Consider the following 20,862-nt stretch of genomic DNA (forward strand, 5'->3'; position numbering starts at 1 on the left):
TAAAATTATAAAGATATTTAAATAAAAAAAAAGAAATTAACTTTTTAATTAGAATTATTCGGCGGATTGGATTTTAAAAAATAAAGGTAAACAACATTTCTACTTTAAAATTGGCAATTTTTCATAAAAAAAAAAAAAAAAGTTATAATTAAATTCTAGTTAAAATTTAGAAAAGAAAGGAAAGTGCAATGAAAGAGATTGACAATGATGTTTTAACTCTCAAAACAAAACCCGCAAAAATAAGCCAAAAACAATTAGTGCAATATTTTCTCCGTGCACTAGTTGTTTTTTTGTTTGCAATTTTATGTTTGGCGATTTTTTTTGATTCACCCCGATCATTTCTAAATATATCTAGTATCGACCCCGCAAATTCGCCAACTTCAAATATTTCGAGTATTTCAACTTTTTTTAATCCGATCGAGGATAATATTCGCGAGTTTGTCTCCTCGCGAATAACAAGATCAGTTTTATTGCTATTTTTTAGTTTTGCTTTTTTGTTAAAAGGGCTAAAATATTTACAACTAAAACAAAAACTGAAAAAATACTTTGTTTTAACGGTATTTTTCTCGCTTTTTTTACTTAATATTATTTTATATTTTGCCTGACTAACAACAAATTGAATTAATATTTTTCTATTTTCAGCGCAAATTTTTGTGCTAATTTTTCTCGATTATTTCCTTTGAATCTGAATTGGGCGAAAAAACGATAAGATTAATTATGACTATAAGAAATTATTTATTTTTAAGCATATTAGTCTTTTTGCTGCAATTGCTGTTTCTGCAATTTTATTTGGAATTTTTGGTTCAATGGTTTTTTCTACCCCAAAAGAAAATGCAACTCCGACCGTAACTTATGGCAATAAAATTGCGGATTGATTATATACATTTATCGGCGAGGTTGGAAAAGCTACTAATTCATTCATCTTAATTGCGATATTAGTTTTTGCACTAGTAATGTTTTTGCTGTTTTTTAGTCCGCAAATTTATTTTTACCGCCAAAGCTTTATCAGACTAAAAAAATTCGTCCCATCGTTTTCCATTTTAATTTTCGCTGTTTTTTCAATTTTTATTTATAGTGTTTATGTTAATATTTATGCAACCGGAAATTTTGTTCAATTTTTACCTTTTGGTCAAAATTTAGAAACAAATTATGTGCCAATGATAATCGGAATTTCGATTCATTTTGTTTTGTTGGTAGTTTATTTTCTTTTGAATTTCACCGGCATAAAAGCAAAAATAAAAGATTATCAATTAAGTTTTTTTGGATTTTTCCTTTTATTATCATTTATTACTAGTTTTGTTATTTCTTATTTAAACTATACAGTTTTTGCCACTATTTGAATAAATTTAAGTCAGATAGTTTTTCTTATTATAACTTATTCACTTTTTATAAAAATAAGACCAGAATTTCCTTTGTGATTAAAATTTTTAATTGGCTTTTTTATTAGTTTATATATAATTTTTACTTTCATTTATACTTTAAATATTAATGTTTATACAAATTCGGTTGTAAAAACTGATAAGAAAGACTCATCTGCTTTAGTATCAACTTTTTATATTGACTATAGTTTCTATTATTTTGGAATTCTTAACGTTTTACTTGGAGTTTTTGTATTATCAAATTTGTTTATTGCTATTGGAAAAAACGCTTTAATATTAACAACGAAAAAAACTTCCCAAGAACAAAAACAGAATCAAAAATTAACCACAAAGGAAAAAGTGGCAAATGATTCTGCAAATAATAGTCAAAATCTAAAAACTTCAAAGTCAAAAAACTAAAAATTAGGAGCAAATTATGAAAATTTTTGGATCGAAAAAAGAAGCAAATTCAACTGTTATTGACAATAAAGTTGAATTTCGTGATTACTATGATTTAATTAAGCACCCAAGTTTTGTTAGTTTTGATGCTTTAATGAATTTGACATTGCTTATATCTTCACAAAAAGCAAAATCATCAATGCGAACAAAATACCAACAAAAAGTAATGAGTTCTTACAAAGCAACGACTGAATTAGTGTTTAAAAATTTTGTTATCTCGTGACAAAGGTCTTCACGATTTGGCTCAAAAGGTCTTGTTCCCGTAATTGCCCAAAAAGAATCTTCAAATGTAATGGCAAGTAATTTCTTTGCTGATAGCAACGATTCAAGATTTTCTTCAATCCTTGCAAATTTAAATACACTCGCATGAGATTTTATTAGTAATAAAAACCGTTTTGTTGAAGTTGTTGAAGGTTGCATCGTTTTTAGCGACCCTCAAACTCGCACGCTTAAAGTCGTTTTTAGCGAAATGTCATTAGTTTCTAGTTTCGAAAATCAAACAGAACAAGAGAAAAAAGCAAAGAAATCCTAATTTTGAAAGTTTTTAGATTATGAACATAAACGAAAAAAAGGAAAAAAGAGCCAATTTTGTTAAAATTTACGATTTAGTATCTTTAAATCGAAACATTTCCTTAATCCAAATTAATCTCTTGTTAAGAACTATTAGAAATGTTTATGAATTTTTCCTTATTGGTCAATATTTTCTTACCAAATTTAGTTCCCAAAGATCGATATCCTCAAAATTAACTTTAATTACTAGAAAAGCTTTAACAAGACAAAATATTAATCTTTGAATTTACCCTTCGTCAAACGAAAAATATACGCAAAACTTTTTTGACCAAATCGAGCATAAAATTCTTGAAAATTACACTGAAAAAGATTTTATTATTCCACTTGGCGTGCGCGCAATTGAGTTTGCAAAAAAGAAAAATATGAAAATTATTCAAAGTTTTGAAGATCTTAGCAATTCGTTTGAAAATTCAAATAAAATCGCCCAAATTATTGAACACGGAATTAAAAATCGTCAGTTTTCTTCAGTAAAAATGGCAGTTTATTCTAATAAAATTCCGAATTTTATTGCCACAATTTTCCCTTTAAATCAATTTGAATTTAAAATGGAAACAAGTCAGGAAGCGCTAGAAATAATTGAAAACAACCTTGAAAAAGTCCGTTTTTTCCCTAATTTTGAAGAGTTTTACCAAACCCAAATTCATACTTATTTTGCTTCATCAGTTCAGGTTTTGCTTTTAGAGTCGCAATTTATTGTCTATAAAAACAAACTAATTCACGAAAACACGCTGTTAAAAGAAATTGAAGAAAAAATTCACCATCTTAAAACAACAATTCTCAAAATCGAACGTGAACTTGAAATTGAAGAACTGAATCTAATCAAACGCAAACCGAAAGGAGTTTTTTAAATGGCCGCAAAACTCTGAAACTTCAGAATTTTAACTCCTGAAAATAAGGTTGTTAGTTTTAAAGATTGCAAAGTTTTTATTAATATCGAACAGGAAAAATATTTTGCACCAATCGTGCCATTTTTAGTTTCCAACTTACAATTTTCGCTTATCAAAATTGAAGTTTCAAACGAAACTCTTTATTTTTTTGCTCACCGTTCACTCTTGTTTTCGCTTGAAGATTCAGTCTCAATTCGTCTTTATGATGACTTAATTTTTTACAAAGTTGATAAAAAAGAATTTTATATTCAGAAAAAATCAGGGCAAAATAATAAAAACAAACTTTTACATAAATTACAATTACAAGCAAATTTAGAAATCAGTTCGGATTTAGAACTATACCAAAACTACCAACTCACAAAACAACAAAATGAAGAAAATCGACTTAAAGAATTGTTTTTTCTAGTCAAAACTGAGGTGAACAATGTCTAAAAAAGCAAAAAAGAGAATACTTTTTACTAGTTTTTTCCCAATTTTAACACTAACCCCGTTTTTCTTTCTAAGTTCAGGAATGAAACTAACCCAGGCTGAAGCAGTTCAACAAAGTCCTGGAAATAATCGCGAATCTGGTGGGACAAATTCTAATGACAATTCTGCATCTGGGGGAAAAAATGGGAAAACTGATGGAGAAAGTTCGTCTCCTGAGTCTAAAAAAGATGGAAAATCTGGCAATAAAAAAGAAGAAAAGAAAGCCGAACCAATCACAGAAGAAGATTTAAAGAAAAATCAGGCTTGATGAAACGCGCAAAAATCAAGTCTAATTGATAACTTTTTGCAAAAAGTTGACGAAGATATTAAAATCAAACTCGCTGATATCAACTCAAAAACTCGCGATAATGTCGAAGAAAGACTAAAACAAAGTTTTTTTTGAATCCAATTACGTTATTATTTCAAAAAAAATGCCGAAGGGATTAAAAAAAACCCACAAGAATACGGTCTAAATATCATAAGCCCTTTCGCTTTCGCTAACAATCTTAAATTAAAACGTGGTGATGTCAGTTTTGAAAAAGAAAATCATCAAGGTCTTGAATGGGGAAGTAATGAAAATGATGATTATGCAAAAGTCAAAGGTGTTAAAACTGATAAAGTAACCGAAGTTCCCAACACTTTAAAAGGGAAAGAATTTGAAGAACGAATTAAAACTTATTTCCAAGGTTTAGAATCAGGTTATAAACAATATTTATTTAAAGAAGAAGAATTTCCTGAATATAAAAAGAATTTTGATTTAAATATCGATCGTGATCGAATCGATGCTGAAGAATCACTTTTATTAGCATCTAAACCAAAAGGAAAAGAAGGTGTTAGTTCTTGAAATGATTGAATTAAAAATTACTTTGAAAAACAGTCACTTTTGCTCGATTTTTCGCTAAATCAACTACCAAATCCTAGTTCTTCACAATCAGCGCAGGAACAAATTAATCTTGCAATTAAAAAAATAACAAACCAAAATCCGCCCGATGTTGCCGAAAAACCTGAATTTGAAGTGCGAATTGCTCCCGATTTACCGCCGATTGTTGCCGCAGAATATGCAAATATGTCTGCAAGTGAAATCGTTAGTCTTTATAATTCTGCATCTCAAGAAGAAAAAAAGAAGATCTTTTTCTTCTTAAATCCGCTAAATTCCCGTTTCAAATATGACATTCAGTCAGTTGAAGAAAAAGATGGGAAAGTTAGTGCAAAAATAAAAATCACTGATTTTGTTAACAAAGTTCGCGATGCAAACGATAAAAGTAAATACGAAAAAGTTTATGATAGTTTACAATACGATGATTTTGGTGGTGCAACAGGATATCAAAAACAGGCAATTACCGCAAATTTATACCGTTCAAATTTGGGGGTAACGGCAGTAATTGATGAATTTTTTAAAACTATTAATGTCAATGATCAGTTTAGTTTTGACCAAATTCGTTATTATTCACCTGGATCACAAACAACAATTTATAATTTCTTTTATTTATTAACAAAAGTATTTTATAACGAAGATTTTCTAAATGCTCAGAAAAAAATGGCACGTGAATATATAAATTCTTCACAAGCAACCGTTTTTTCTGCTTCCCAGTTTCAGTTTTTATCCTATCTAAAAAAAGCAGAAATTGATAATAACAAAGCTTGATCACATTATTATCTAATTTATTTCCTTAATTTAATTGTTTTGCAAGATAAATTTTATCAAGCAACAAAAAAAATAACTGCTAATAGTGGCGCTGCTAACCAGAAAAACCAAGCTCAAACTGGCGGTGAAAATCAGAGTGAAGAAGAGAAAAAACTTGAAGAAACGCTCAAAAAACTCAATATTACTCGCCAAGATATAAATCGTTTTTTTGCTGAAGCGCACCAAAAAGTTGCACTTTTTCATAACGAATCTCATAAATTAACGTCAAATTTAGTTAATTCATTTTTGGCAATGACTAAAATTGGTCGCCAAATTAACCAATTAAACCAAATTTTAGGACAGATTGCCTATTTTGACGAAAAAGATAACAAACCATCTACTTCTGGAAATGATAACAAAACCGAAGGACAAAGTCAAAAACCACTTGATCCAGTGCAAAATTTTGCAAATTTAATCAAAGAATACAAAAATTCTAGTGCTAATGAATGAATTGCTAATAATTTAGTTTATTTATTAATTGGCGGAATTACATTAGTTTTAATTTCAGTCGCAACAATATCAAGATTATTAATTTATAAAAAAAACCAAATTAAAACTAGTGAAAAAATTAAGGGAGATGAATAATGGCATTAAAAGTTGCATCAGTTTTAGATTATGTTGTTTTAGTTAAAGGTCAATACCACTGAAAAGAACAACAATTTTTTCAAGTAAAAACGAAACCAGATATTAAAGCAGTCGTTATTCAGGCTTCTTTTGACCAAGCTTATCTGCTTTTTAACAACCAAAAGGGGAAAATTGAGATAAATGATGAGTTAGTTGAAATTCCTAATTTTGACAGAATTTCAACTTCAACAGAATATTTTGGGAAAATTATCGACCTTTCGGGAAATATCATCGAACCTAAATCGTTAAAACCAACAACTTTTTTGCAATATCGGCACTCTGCTTTTGAAACTGCCGCTGGAGTTTTAAGACGTGAACTGCTTGATCGCCAAATTTATACCGGAATTTTGGCGATTGACCTTTTTAACCCAGTTGGATTTGGGCAACGTGAATTAATTGTTGGCGATCGCCAAACTGGGAAAACACATATTGGAATTAATGCAATTATTAACCAAAAAAATTCACAGTCAACAAAATGTATTTATGTCTCAATCGGGCAAAAACGACAAAATTTAGTTTCTTTATATTCAGATCTTGTCAAAAACGGCGCAATGCATAACACAATCGTGCTTCACGCGCCTTCAACTAGTCCATTTGATCAGTATTTAGCCCCTTATTTTGCGATGGCGCACGCGGAAAATTTGAGTTATAATTACGATGTTTTAATCGTTTTTGATGATTTATCAAAACATGCAAGTGTTTGGCGGGAAGTTGCGCTTTTAACAAATCAGCCAATCGGAAAAGAAGCTTTTCCAGCTGATATTTTCTTTGCCCATTCAAAACTTTTAGAACGATCAGGAAGATTTATTGGACGAAAATCAATTACCGCATTACCAATTTTACAAACAGTTGACAACGATATTACTTCGCTTGTATCTTCAAATGTAATTTCAATTACTGACGGACAAATTATTACTTCTTCGGCACTTTTTGCCGAAGGAAAAATTCCTGCGGTTAATATCGGACTTTCAGTTTCGCGGACAGGATCTTCGGTTCAAGCAAGAAATATTCGCACAATTTCAAAGGAAATTTCTTCACTTTATTATAATTACCAAAAACAGATTAAACTTGCAAAATTAGATTACGATCTTAACAAAGAAACTTCTGATTTACTTTTTAAAGGATCACAAGTTGAACAGTTTTTAGTGCAAAAAGGTTATTCTTACTATTCGCCAACAAGCGTTTTAATGGGAATTAAAATAATTTCTTGAGGGCTTTTAAAAGATGTTCAAGACCCTACAAAAGTTGTTGATTTTGTGCGTGCACTTGTCGAAAATGACCCGTTTGCAAAGCAGATTTTTACTAAATATACAAATAATGAATTTGTTGATAACGATCTTGCTGGTTCTTATTTTGCCACTGTTGTAAACCAATTTTTAGCAAAAACGACAACGCAAGCGCTCGAAGTACCACTTGCATTCCCAAAAATGGAAGAATCTTTGCTTGATAATATTATCAAAAAAGCACAAGCAATTGGAGGTAGATAAAAATGATTGGTGTTATTTCGCAAATTTGGACTAACGTTGCCGAAATTAAATTCTCAAGCGATCTTGATAAAATTCAGCTCGAGCAAGCGCTAACAATGCATGAGCATAAAACAATTTTGGTAATTAAAAAAATTCTTAACCAAAACACAGTCAGAGCAATTGTTATTGCCAAATCTGAACCAATTGCAGTTGGTTCGCAAGTTTTAAATACGCTTAATTTTTTACAAGTTCCTGTAGGTCCAGGGGCAAAAAATCAAGTTTTTAACATCCTTGCCCAATCACAAAACAGCCCGCAATACCGTCCAAAAACAATTCCGATTAACTCAACAATTAACGTTACCAAAGAAAATTTTACAATAAAACATAAACTACTTGAAACTGGAATTAAGGCGCTTGATTTTTTTGTGCCAATTTTTGAAGGTTATAAAATCGGAATTTTTGGTGGTGCTGGAGTTGGTAAAACCGTTTTGATGAAAGAAATTATTTTTAACGTTTCCAAACAACGACAAAAAGTTTCTTCAATTTTCGTTGGTTCGGGTGAACGTTCCCGTGAAGGGCTAGAACTATTTTTAGAACTAAAAGAGTCAAATTTGATGGCAAAATCAACGATGTTTGTTGCCCAAATGAACGAAACTCCTGGTGCAAGGTCGATGATTGTGCCAATGGGGGTTACTGCCGCCGAATATGCCCGTGACTACGAAAAGGAAGATGTGCTTTTATTCATTGATAATATTTACCGATTTATTCAGGCAACTAATGAAGTTTCATCAGCGCTTGAAAAAAACGTTTCCATTGGTGGTTATCATGCAACGATGGACTCTGATGTCTCATTTATTGAAGATCGACTATATAAAAATGAAAACGGTTCAATTACTTCGTTCCAAACCGTTTTCCTACCAATGGATGATCTCTCTGATCCGGCGGCAATTTCGCTTTTTACCCACTTGGATTCATCATTTGTGCTCTCACGTGATAAAATGTCACGTAATATTTTCCCCGCTTTCGATCCGCTTGTATCAACTTCAAACTCGGTTTCGGTAAACGTAATTGGCGAAAGACATTTTAATGCAATTATTGCTGCGAAATCAATTATGAAAAAATACAAAGACTTAGAAGATGTAATTCTAATTTTAGGTTTTGACGAACTTGATGCCGAAAGTAAAATTATCGTGCGAAAAGCACTTCAGTTGGAAAACTTTTTCACACAAAACTTCTTTATGGCCGCCGCTTTTACAAAAGAACCAGGAGTTTATGTCCCACTTGAAAAAACAATTGATTCAGTAATCCGCATTATCGATGGTGAATTTTTAGATATTTCACCAAGTGAATTCGCCTTTATTGGTTCGGTTGATGATTTACTCAAAAACAAAAATAGTTAGTTAAAATTTAGCAAATTGATAATAATCTAAATTATCCCTGAGTTTCCCAGCTGGAATCTCTCACAAGCAAAAGATGACGTTAATTCCGTCATTTTTTTAATTTTTTAAAATTACCTCATCTAACTGGGAAACTCGGGAACAACTGAAAAAATATAAACCAAATTGATAATTTTCTTGATAACGAAGACATTCAAAGTGTCTATCACAATTTAAAATTCTAATTTATAAATTAAAGTTTTTTTACTTATAAATTATTAGAAAATAATAAATGCATATTCTACTTTATTAAAAAAAAGTTCTAATTAATCAGGAAGTTTTGGTGGATATGTGGGTTTAAAGAAATCATAATACTTTAAAGGATCATACATAATAGGATAATTACTTATACCGTGAGTTAAGGAAGTATATCACATAGTCTCGGTAGATTTTTTTCTATATGCTCATGAATTAAATCTTTGTGTATTTCAATCTCACTGAAACAAACCTGGACGAGTTTTCAAAGTTTGTTGTGTATTATCAATCGGGTTTTTAAAACTTACATATCTAATTCTAATATTTGTCCCTACATATCTGGTTCCACCTGCACCATCACGCCCGGTAGGTATAACTCTTTTATCATCCCCCCATCATTGTGGTGCAGTTCGGTTTAAACGATAAAGTCTTTCCAATTCATTTTCATTTGTAGTTCATTCATCAAGGTTTGGCGAAGCCCAAAAAACATTTGATATGTTTTTTGGGCTTTTGTTAATCCGAGGTAGTAATTCTAAATTATTACCAAATTGCATATTTACAAGCATTTTTGCACCTTGGGTAACTACTGAAACTGCTTCACCTGGATTATCTGAATTAAACATTGGAAGCACAAACCCTTTGGGCGCATAAGATGATTTAACGACAAAAGAATACATTGAACCTAATGCATTAGCAGTTTTTGACTTAAATTGTAACGAAATTGGTAGCGAAACAAACCCACCATTTGGGAATCATAATCTTTTTCCACTAGAAAATTCACTCGGTATAATAAAATTGTAAGTATTAGAATTTATTCTTCAGTATAAAGTTAAATAAGAAATGTTATCATTATCCTGCGAAGTTTGAATCGCAATAGGTGGATCGGGGATTTTAAGTTCTTCGGGACTAGAACCAGGATTATTTGAATTAAAAATTGTTTGATCTGGTGGATCGAGTGGTTTATTCTCCGTTGTAAGATCTTTTCCTTCATTTAGAACAACTTTTAATCAATCTTGCTCATTATAAGGGGTTAAATGGGGGAATGAACCAAACGGGTTATATTTAGATCCGGTTGGTTGAATTAATCTTTGTGGGTCGTAAATAGCATATGTAAAACCCATAAGACCAGGGTTCATATAATCAACGTTAATTGGGGCTACTATTGCTGCTTGTACTGTTGTTGAAAAAGTGATTGATTGTTCTGACAATGTCGTTTGGTTAACTGAATTATATGTTTCAGTAGGATTTTTTGGATAATCTTTAGTATTTTTTATTGTTACAGTTAATGTCGCACCTATTATTGACTTTAGCGATTTTGGTCAAATTTTTAATCTAGCAGTTACATTTTCCGGATCTCATTTAACATCAGAAATTTCAAGTTCACTAGGGTAATCACCCTCATTTCTCGTTTTCGAATAACTGATATTATTATTAAAATTTTTTTCATTGTTAAATGATTGAGCTGCAATATTTGTTTTATGTGGATTTAATTTAATTTTTAAATTTTGACGTAATCAATTTTCAGTTATTGCAGTTGCAGATTCATCATTAAACTTAATATAAACTTCTTCACCTTCGTAATAATCATATCGAAGTGGTATTGTCCAACCGGTTATCAATCTTACAGGAACATTTAAAGGGGCAAAATATATTTTTTTTGGTTGAGTTTGTATTTTGACAGGAAAAGTAGCTACTGATTCTAATAATTTCAAAAGATTATCTTGTATTTTTAAAATTTCATCCCTAACTTTATGACTTTCAATGATTTTTTTATCATACGTTTCTAGTCCTTCAACACTATAGACAACACCTGGTTCTAGATTAGTAATATTAAATATTAATTTATTTGTTTGAGTATTGATTAATACAGGTTGCGAAATTTCTACTTTAGAATTTTCGCCAACCCGAAAATTTGGTCAAGCCTTCTTGTACTTTAAAACAAACGGAATTGCAGCAATCGATTTGGCATCTTGGGGTTGAAGTTCAATTTCGATATTAGTAGCACTTGTAGAGATTGGTACAATTTTAACAGGATCACTAGATTTCAATAACAAATCTTTTGCAGTAGTTCTAAATTCGCGTAAATTTTGTTTTGCACCAGTGGCAATTTCGGGAGCAAAATCGACTTCTTGTTCAGAGCTAACAGAAGCAACATTACCAGTTCCACCTTTAATTTTTAAAGTGATATTATTGTACTCGGTAAATTTGGTAAGGCTATTAACAATAAATGTTTGTGAATCATCATTTGACTGTGTTAAATTTTCTTTTATCCCACTTTTTTCAGTTCTTGAACCTTCCTTTTCATTGATAGTGAGACTTGGCTGAAGGCCAGCATCGGTTAAATCTTTTGTCCAACCTACTAGTTTAATTTTAGCGTTAGTGTCTTCAGGAGTTGTTATAATATTAGTAATTAAAGGTTTTGTTATAAATTCAAGATTGACACTGGAAGACTGTGGCGGTGAAGCTTGTTTCGTTTTTCAACCAATGGCAAGATCAACATTGGATGATTTGTTAGTTTGGTCAACAGTTAGATTTACTGTTTTTGATGTAAGTGCTTTAATTGTATATTTTGTCCCGGGTTTAAGAATATTCTGAAAGTTAAAAGTGGCTTCAAGTTGGCTCTTTGAGAATTGATGTGTAGTAGTAATCTCTGTCGTGGATCCAATTGATTTTTCAACTTTTCCGTTAACTGTATTCTCTAAATATAAAGTAATTTGATCATCTTTTAAAAACGCGTCATCATCATCGAATTTAAGTGTAATATTTGCTGAATCATAAGTTACATTCGATATTTTTGTGCTAACTAGTTTAACATTATCAGCTTGTGAGTAAAAAAGTCGCTGCAATGAATATTCATTATCAATTGATTGATCGAAATCTAATTGTTTACCTTCATATTCAATTTTTTTTACTATATATTGTTTTGCTTTTTTAAGATTTTCAGTTACACTAAATTTAATTATATTATTAGATTTTCCATTCGTAATATTTACAGTTTGTTTCGCTGAAACAATGAGTCCTTTTTTATTATCATTATCTCAATCGGGATTTGTATATTTGTTCCCGAATTGTTTGTTCATTTCCCCATTCAATGTTAACTCTTTTTGATTTAGAGAACCGTTATTATTAAATAATTCAACCGTAATATCAGTTTGACCTTCTCGAATTGCTTCATATTTAATTGACTTAATTGCATTTTTCGTTAATAACTCATAATCTGTTTTTTGGGGTTTTGCAACTAAATTATTAGGTAGATTTACTGACCACTGACTAGTCTTCCCTTTTTTTAAAGTAAATATGTAATTTTTGATAATATACTTATCTCCCGGAATTAATCCTTCGGCTTTGATAACAACTTTTAGAGTATCATTTCCGACTCCCGAATTAGTAGATATAATTTCTGAAGTTTTTGTGTAAAAAAGTTTATGATCTACTGATTCTAATTCTAATTGAATATTGTAATTATCTTTTAGAAAATTTATGTCCTCTTTTGCAAATTCAACTTCAAAATAACCTTCTCGGAGTTCTGGGGAGTTTTTTGATGTTTTTACACCTTTTTCCATAACTTCTATTGTTTCTGTTGTGGAAGTCTTAACATTGGAAATCGTTGCACTTTCAATTGAAGTATTTACAATTGTTTGTCATTTTTCTGATTGATTAGTTGAATTTTTATTTGCTAGATTCTCCATTTTTGTTTTATCGATAAAAAGTTTAAACTCACCAGTCTGTCCTGGAACATCAGTTAGACTAACTTCGTCAATTAAATATCATTGACCTTTATCTAATCCGTTTAGATCAACTTCAAGTCTTGTAATTACTGAATCTGTATCGGGTGAAGTAGTCCCTAAAATTTGTTCGTTAGTGATATTTTTTGCACTAACACTAAGAGAATTTTTAGTTTGATCCCCTGGTTCAGGTTGTGTTGGATCTTCTCAACCATATTGATTAGTTTTGTTTTTCAACTTTTTATACTTAATTGTCATTCTTGAATTTTCAAAAGTTAATTTTTGTGAATTTTCCACATCAAAAATTAGCTTAATTGAATTTTCACTAGGGACATAAGCAAGTTTAGTAATCAATGGCGCGGTGTTAAAATTAAATGAAGGTTGTGAAGTTGCAGTTGCAGCAACATTTACAGGAACTGCGGCCGCCAAAGAACTATTAGGGACAATGATTTTTACTTTTTGGTCTAAACTTTGATCTTCAAGACCAATTACGGTATATTTTGCCCCTGCATCTAAGTTATCAAGCTCAAATTCGTAAAAATAAGTTGCCCCATCAGGTTGGCTGTTTTGTCATTGACCTTGTGACGATGTTGTAGCACCTGTTGAAATTAATTGTGCTTGAACTTCTCTCTCAGATGTAGTTGAAATCCCGTTTTTGGATGATTGATAAATAAGTTTTAATTTAGTTTGTTTATCTTTAAGTGGTTTGTCGTCTTTTGCAAAAAATACCCTAACTTTTGCCTTTTTTCAAGGTGTAGCGGTTTGTTGTTGTTGATCTAATTGATAAGTAATTCCAAGCGCGGTTGCGGTTTCAAAAGTAGTAGTAAATTTTTTAACATCAGCAGCATTATTAAATTGTTGCGTAGAAGCTGGTTCTTTTTTAGCTTCTTCAAGAACTTTTGAATCATCATATTCTAATTCTCGTTTTTCCGCAAATTGACTTTGACCCGCACCTGTTTGTTGAGTTTGTGTTTCATCAAATTCTAATTTTGAAATTGTATATTCAGTATTTTTAAATAAATTTTTTAAATTAAAGACAGCTTTAGAAGTTTTTCCGATCTCATCGGCAACAATAGTTGTTGTATCAACTTTATCTTGAGTTGCATTAGTTTTAGGAGTTGGAATAAAAGTTCCACTTACTTTTTTACCAATAAAAGATCCATTCGGATCATCAAGGACAAATTCAATCAGTGCGTGTCTTTCGCCAATTTGTTTTTTCCGAATTGCAATAATTTTGGTATTAGTATAAAAACTTCTCTCATTTATACTGATTGTTTCTTTAATCGCCACTGGCGGTAATTCTAAATTAGAAATTGCTTTAATTTGCTGTGATTTTTCATCGGCAAATTTAAGGCTGTCAATTATGTACTGACCTGGTTCAGAAATGTTATTAATTGTAACTTCGACTTTAGGTTCACCGCTGCTCAAATCTGGATTGGATACAAAATTATCCTTATCAACTTGAACTTCTTGCGTGATTCCTTTTGGATTTTTATAGGCAATTGTAAATTTATTATAAACTTCTAAAAAAGGTTTATATTTTTCATCAAAAGTGAGTTCAACTTTGGCAGTATTTTGTCTAAAATCAGGTTTAATATCAACTTTTTTAATTTCAACTTTATCGGGAAAAGTCACGAATGCCCGTTTTTTCTCGGCATCATCAGAGAATTTAAAAAGTCCGGAATTTTCGGAGTTTGTAACTTGAGCAGGATTTTTTGCTTTATTTAGAACATTATCAGTACTGCTATTGCTATCATAAGCAATATTTTCAATATAATATTGGGCAAAAATATCAAGTCCCGTTAGTGTAAATTTAAAAGTGGTACTTTTTTCAAGATTTTCTTCATCAGATTTTTTCTCATTTTGGCTAGAAGTTCCACTTTGTCCAACTTTTTGTAATTCTGCTACTACTTCCTCAATAGTCGCTTTTGCTTGATTCCCATCAACAACTTTTTTATACTGAATTTTAGCTTTGATATTTGTTTTATCTTTAAAAACATCTCCGGTATCTTTTAAGGTTAAAAGAAAATCATAATCTTCTGGATTTTTATCATTTCTGAACTGCAAAATTGAATTAATTATTGGTAAAGTGGCAAATTTTTTGCTATCTTCTTGAACTTGTTGGTCATCAAAGTAAAAATTGATGGTTTTTCCGGCTCCAGAATCAGCCGATCTACGGCGGCGAGATCTTTGTGCACCAGTTCCTTCATTTTTAATTCCAACAATTCGGTAGCCGTTTCCACCAGAAAGTCCTGTTATATCGGCTTTAAATTTGACACCAGTTCCAGCGCCATTTTGTTCAAAGTTCAACCTAACTTCCTTTTCTTGAGGATCGCCAACTTGATAATAAACAAGTTTTAACTTATCTTTATAATCAGGATGCTCTAAATATTTATCTTTTTCATCGAAAGTTAGCGTAATTGTTGCTGAATTATCTTTTTTGTCTTCCTTATCAATTTTAATTACTTTCGCTGATTCAGGTTGGATGATGAAATTTTCGCCAAATTTTTTGCGATCATTTCCAGCAACATTTCCTTCGATGTTGGAATTGGTTTGACCATCAAGTTTTTTAATGGCAAAATTGGAGAAATTTTGACCCAGACCTTTTGAACTAGTTGCGTTTTCTTTTATTGTTGGATCTAATTTGTTTCCGCCGGTTTTATCCTTATCAGCCCATTCAACACTTTTTAATTTATAAGTAGCATTTTTTTCAAGATCACTTTTAATTTCGAAACTTATTTTTGATTTTTCAACTTTTGCTTGAACTTCTATTTCTAAAGGTTTAAAATTGTTTTTCGCTTGTTTACCATCAGGATCAAAAACTCTTTCAAGTTTAACCTTTACATCTCTACCTTCAAATCCACCTTTTTCGATATCTCTTCCCGCTAAAGGATCAGCAATGTCGAAATTAGCAACGTAAGTTGTTTCATCTTTTTTCTCAATTGAATAGGCAATAATTTCTGGTTTTGTTGCAAAAAAGAGTTTTGAAAGCACTTCGGGAGTTTGGGCTTGTTGTACTTGAGATTGTCCACTTACACTATCTTTTTCAAATTTAAAGGTTTTAAGTTTTTTAGGTCCGCCTTCATCAGTTATATCCTCAACTTTAGTTAATAAATAAAGACTTCCTGCTTTTAAAGGACTGTTTTGACCAGCGCCGACCCCAGTTGTAGCCGCTTGACCACCTAAATTAAGAGTTAATTCTGGCTGTTGAACCTGAGGTAATTGAGATTGTTGATTTTCAAATTCTTTTTCAGTTGTAACTTCTTCGCCGGTTTGACTATTTTTAAAGTAGAATTTTAATTTTCTTCTTTTACCATTAGATTCTTTTGTTAAAAAAGTTTCTGTTGTATCAAATTTGACAGTGACATCGGCGGAATAATTATCGGATTTATAAGAAATATCGGTAATCGTTGCTGATTCCGCATCGAGTTCGAAGGTTTTGTTGATTTTATCATTATTTTTAGGTGAGTTTTGGTCAAAACCATCAACTTTTATTCCGCCCTGAATTTGATCGCCTTGTTGAGTCAAGTTATCTTGAACTTTCATCTCTTCAATTTCATATGAACCCGCTTTTTGAAGACCGCTTATCTCAAAAACAGCAAGTCCGTTAGCGATTTGACTAGTATAAATGTGATTTTGACCTGGCGGAGTTGGGGGAAGACCGCTTTTTGACTTTAGCTTAATCTGTAAAAATTTAGAGTTTCAGTTTGCAGCATTATCATTTAATTTGACCGTAATTCTAGCCGAAGTTTCAGAAGTTGATTCTGGTTTAATTTCAGCAAGATTTGGGGTTGGCGAGAAAAATTGCTTCTCAAATCCTGCTTGTGTGGTAGGTGATTTGTCAAATTCGAACTTAAATTCTGATTTTTTAAGTTGTTTTTCGTTTCTAACGTCAGTAGTTTCATCTTTTAACTGAAGTGATTCAATTTCATAACGATCACCAGGGTTGAGTCCGGTTAGAGCGAAAGAAATTGTTTTGTCTCTTTCATTTACAGTTGCATCTTTAGTTGATTGGGTTTTATTTTGACTTAAATTTTTGTAAGTTAAGGTTATTTGCTTACTTCCCAAATAATCATCAATTTTATCTAAGGTTAATTTGATTGTAAGGCCTGTAGTGTTTTTGCTTTCGTGATCAATTTTAATAACTTTTGCACTTTGAGCACTAGTTACAAAGGTTTTTTTAGGTTCTAATTCTGATTCTTGATTTTCAAGAAGATCAATTTCTTCTTCATTTGTTAAAGCAGTTTGAACATTAACAAAAACCGCTTTAAATTGCTGAATATTTGGATCAACTAAAGAACGTTTGCTTCGTGAAAGTACAAGATTTGCTGCCTGAGTTTGTGCTTGTGCTTGTGAAGCTTGAGGTTGAATTTCGGGATCTTTTTCAAATTTTACTGATTTTATTTTATATTTTGCAACTTTTTCTAAATTTAAGAAGGTAAAATCATAAATTCCGTTAAGTGAAGTTGCTTCTTGTTTAAAAGTTGAACTTTGTCCAACTTGTTGTGCTCCCCCGCCAGTTCCATCAACTTTCTCAAGTTCAACAGTCACTTTTTTCCCAGCAGTATATCTTCCGCCATCTTTGAGCTCGAGATGAACTTTTGCTTGGGTTTCGACAGAAGTATCGACTTCTAATTTTTTAATAACTGCAGATGTCGCAATTACTTGATCTTTGTAAAAATCAAGATCATCAAGATTGATTTTTACTTCAGGTTTTTCTGAATTTTCTTCTTTAACCTGTTCAAAACCAAGAATTACGTATTGCTGACCGTTTTCGAGACCTGTAAGGTTGAAAGTTGTTTTTTGGGTTTCGACATTTTTTGTGGCTTGAACTTCTTGGACTTGTTCTTCACCACCGTATTTTTTAAAGCGAACTTTTAATTTTTGGGTATTAAGAAAATCGTCAAGTTTTTCCGCGCTTTGTACAACTTCGGCAGTTTTTGAAAACTCTTTTCCGAATTCAATTTCGAATTCGGCAGTGTTTTTTGTTCTCTTTTTTAAAGTCAAACTTGTAACATTTGCCGTTTTTGGAATAGTTGAAAACTGTGATTTTTCAGTAGAATCAAGCAAGTTTTCTTTGAAAGGAATAATTTTTGCTTGATTCTGTTGGACTTGAAACTGACTAACTTCACGCCGAACGCGACTTGAAGTCTGAACTGCGGCAGTAGCAGGGGCAGCAACAGCGGTTGTTCCATCCACAATTTCAAGTGAATTTTTATCGATTTCGTATAAACCTTGTTTATAAAGGTCGGTAATATCGAAACGAATTCTTGCGCCAACAACGGGCGCGGTGATTTCACCTTCTTTTTTCTGAGCAGATTCTGCCTGTTTTTCATCCCCATTTTTCTTTTTAAGTGTATATTTTAACTTCGCAGTTTTCCCTAAAAAATCACCTTTGGCATCCGCGAGTGTAAAAGTTGCAATCACTCTTTGCTCGTAAGAATTATCATAACCGACTTCAATTACGGCGCTTTTTGTGAAAAATGATGACTGACTTGGTTGAAATTGATGACTTGCATCCCCAAATAAAATATTTCTTTCAGTGGTAATTGTTTGCTGATTTGGCAATAAAGGTTGAATTTCACGAACTAAAACAACGGAATTAATGTTATATTTTGAACCAATTTCGAGACCGTTTAGGTCAAAAGTGAGACTTTGGTTGTTTTGTGGTTGTTGCGTTCCTAAACTCGCCTCAGCGCTTAAAAGTTTTGAAGACCCCGCAAGTGAATAATAAACTTTTACCTTATTATTTCCGATTGCTTTGATGGTTTCAGGGGTAAATTCGACTTTTAATTTTGCAGAGGTTTGTTCTTCTTTTTCATTTTGAATTTTAGTTACCACCAAAGGCGCATGAACTCCAAAAATTCGCTGTGCGGGCGTAATTGTTTTTGAAACTTTGAGAATATCAGCTTCACCTTTTGATGATTTATAACCATCAATTTCAATTGAATCAATACGATAATCTAGACCTTTTTCCAGATTTTCAACTAACAAATTGGAAATAATGGAATTATTCTCAATTTGAGCTTGAATTGTTCTAGTTTGTCCGCCTGGTTTCAGCTCAGTATACTTAATTTTCGCTGTTTTTAATGGCTCAAGAATATTTTTAATTGCAATATTTAGTGCAACTGAGTTCTCACTTCTGGGGATATAACTAATCGAAGAAACCGCTGGTTTTGTCGTCCAGTTTAGCTTTTCAGCACCAATATTAGCGCCAAAATTTAGGTATAATTTATTAACAAATTGCTGATTTGCATCGGCGATCCCGATTGAGTCAATTAAATAATTTGTCCCTGGCTCTAAATTGATGAGATCTCAGGTGAGTACTAATTTATTGCCGTTGATTTTAAAAGCTTGAGCCTCAGATTTGATTAAACTATTCGATCCAGCAACTCTAAAGTACAAAGTGGCAATTTTGTCTTTAATAAAATCATCAACTGAGTCTAAAACCACGCTAATTCGCGTAGAATCTTCGCTAATTTTATCAGTTGTAATCGATTCAACTTGCGCGCTCGTTGCGTGGGTAAAGAATTTTTTCTCTTTTTGGTCAAAATTTTGTGAAAAGAAAATTGTGCTAGTTTGCTGTTGACCACTTTCGTCAAAATTAGTTGCTTTATTAACAATTTCGAGTGAAGAAATTGTAAAATGTTTCTCTTTTTCTAAGTTTTTTGCAAACGAAAACAGTTTATTTCCGACAACTTGACCGATTGCTGAGAGCATTTTTGTTGGTCTGTCATCGGCAAAAAAGTTGATTTTAACGTCTTTTCCGTTTAAAAGTAACGACTGATCGTTGAATTTAACATCAAAACTGGAAGTGTTATTGCCATCAACGAAAGTTTTAATGCGGGCAATTTCGGGTGCTGAAATAAACGAAAGTTTATTTTCGACTTTGATCGCCAGTGTTCCGGAATTATTCCAGATTCGCGAAATTCAAAACTTCGCCCCTCCAGGAATTTGCTTTAAATCAAGATTGGCATAAATTTTGTTATTAGCATCAAAAACGAGACTGACATCGTTGGCAACCCCGAATTGGTGAGCGCCAGATTCGTCTTTTCAGTAATATTCAAGGTTAATTTTCTCGTTTTTTTCCAGTTTGACTTTTTGATTATTAAGTGCAAGCGAAATTTCGACTAGCGCCGAATTGAGACCGTAAGATTTTTGACTTAAATTAACGATTTTCCCCCCAAGCGGACTAGTGGCAAAAAAACGACTAGCAAGTGGAGAAATTTCGAGATCAAAAGTTTGGTCTGGATCGTCAAAATGATACTTGATTGCAACAACTTCGTATTTTGCTGTCTTTTTAAGACTTCGCAGCACAAAACTTGCCTGTTTTTCTTCAGTTTGGCTGCTAAATTGCCCCTTTGCAGTCAGAATTTTATCAGTACCAACTTCTTTATAATAGAGAATTAAATTCGCAGATTGTAATAAATTCTGTGAATCAAATAAGTTAAGATTCAAAATTGTATCATTTTCGATATCATAATGACTAAATTTTTCGACCTGGTTTTTTGTCGAAAAAAATTGTGAACTGTTTGTAAAACTGAAATAATATCTTGGATTATTAGCAGCAACTAACTGAACTTCATAAATCGAACCGCCGACTAAATTATCAGCAAAAGTGGAAAAACTGTTGGTTTTTTCATCATATTCGACTTTAGTTTTAACTTGATAACGCGAATTTTTGCTAATATAGACAAGTTCGAGGTCGGCTTTTTTGGTCCAGGCAGTATCGGCTTGATTTTTCCCTTGGAGTTTGAAACTAAATTCTCCCGAGTTTGCCGTGATGTTATTAGCGACAAAATCGGTGAGATAAATCGTTTTCGGCGAGATTATTTTTGCAAGATAAGGTGATAAAGAAACAATGGCACCGGTGACAAAACCGCCGGCGGCAAGTAGTTTTTTTGTTAAATGACTGTTAAGAGTTTTGCTGTTTTGGTTAGAATTAGCTTCATTTTTCATAATTGATCTCCTAAATTAGTGAAAAATTTAT

8 protein-coding genes and 1 pseudogene are annotated in these 20,862 nt (G+C 31.8%); 8 read left to right on the plus strand and 1 reads right to left on the minus strand.

Annotated features, from left to right (window positions below; genetic code table 4):
• Positions 1–188 precede the first annotated feature (188 nt).
• The 8 genes and pseudogenes from MDIS_RS02670 to MDIS_RS04535 form a co-directional block, all read left to right on the plus strand.
• A complete protein-coding gene (locus MDIS_RS02670; protein ID WP_044635524.1) occupies positions 189–1,778 on the plus strand; it encodes an MSC_0624 family F1-like ATPase-associated membrane protein in 1,590 nt (529 codons plus the stop codon).
• A gap of 16 nt (positions 1,779–1,794) precedes the next feature.
• Positions 1,795–2,349 (plus strand): MSC_0623 family F1-like ATPase-associated protein, encoded by a 555-nt coding sequence (locus MDIS_RS02675; protein WP_044635525.1) that lies wholly within the window; start codon positions 1,795–1,797, stop codon positions 2,347–2,349.
• Positions 2,350–2,368: 19 nt separating this feature from the next.
• Positions 2,369–3,235: an MSC_0622 family F1-like ATPase gamma subunit gene (locus tag MDIS_RS04120; RefSeq protein WP_197722421.1), complete on the plus strand. Its 867-nt coding sequence runs from the start codon at positions 2,369–2,371 to the stop codon at positions 3,233–3,235.
• Entirely contained in the window at positions 3,236–3,706 is a 471-nt protein-coding gene (locus tag MDIS_RS02685) for an MSC_0621 family F1-like ATPase epsilon subunit (RefSeq protein ID WP_044635526.1), read from the plus strand.
• Entirely contained in the window at positions 3,699–6,011 is a 2,313-nt protein-coding gene (locus tag MDIS_RS02690) for an MSC_0620 family F1-like ATPase-associated subunit (protein WP_044635527.1), read from the plus strand. Before MDIS_RS02685 ends, MDIS_RS02690 begins: the two co-directional genes overlap by 8 nt.
• Positions 6,011–7,537 (plus strand): MSC_0619 family F1-like ATPase alpha subunit, encoded by a 1,527-nt coding sequence (locus tag MDIS_RS02695; protein ID WP_044635528.1) that lies wholly within the window; start codon positions 6,011–6,013, stop codon positions 7,535–7,537. The genes MDIS_RS02690 and MDIS_RS02695 overlap by 1 nt, the downstream gene beginning before the upstream one ends.
• A 2-nt stretch (positions 7,538–7,539) precedes the next feature.
• Complete coding sequence (locus MDIS_RS02700) at positions 7,540–8,916, plus strand: MSC_0618 family F1-like ATPase beta subunit (RefSeq protein ID WP_044635529.1); 1,377 nt, start codon at positions 7,540–7,542, stop codon at positions 8,914–8,916.
• 137 nt (positions 8,917–9,053) lie between these two features.
• Positions 9,054–9,137 (plus strand): annotated as a pseudogene (locus MDIS_RS04535) (YebC/PmpR family DNA-binding transcriptional regulator); the annotation flags it as partial.
• Positions 9,138–9,218: 81 nt separating this feature from the next.
• Here the strand turns inward: MDIS_RS04535 and MDIS_RS02705 are convergent.
• Positions 9,219–20,831 (minus strand): DUF1410 domain-containing protein, encoded by an 11,613-nt coding sequence (locus MDIS_RS02705; RefSeq protein WP_044635530.1) that lies wholly within the window; start codon positions 20,829–20,831, stop codon positions 9,219–9,221.
• Positions 20,832–20,862: the final 31 nt, after the last annotated feature.

This window comes from Mesomycoplasma dispar (assembly GCF_000941075.1).
GTDB classification, from domain to species: domain Bacteria; phylum Bacillota_I; class Bacilli_A; order Mycoplasmatales; family Metamycoplasmataceae; genus Mesomycoplasma; species Mesomycoplasma dispar.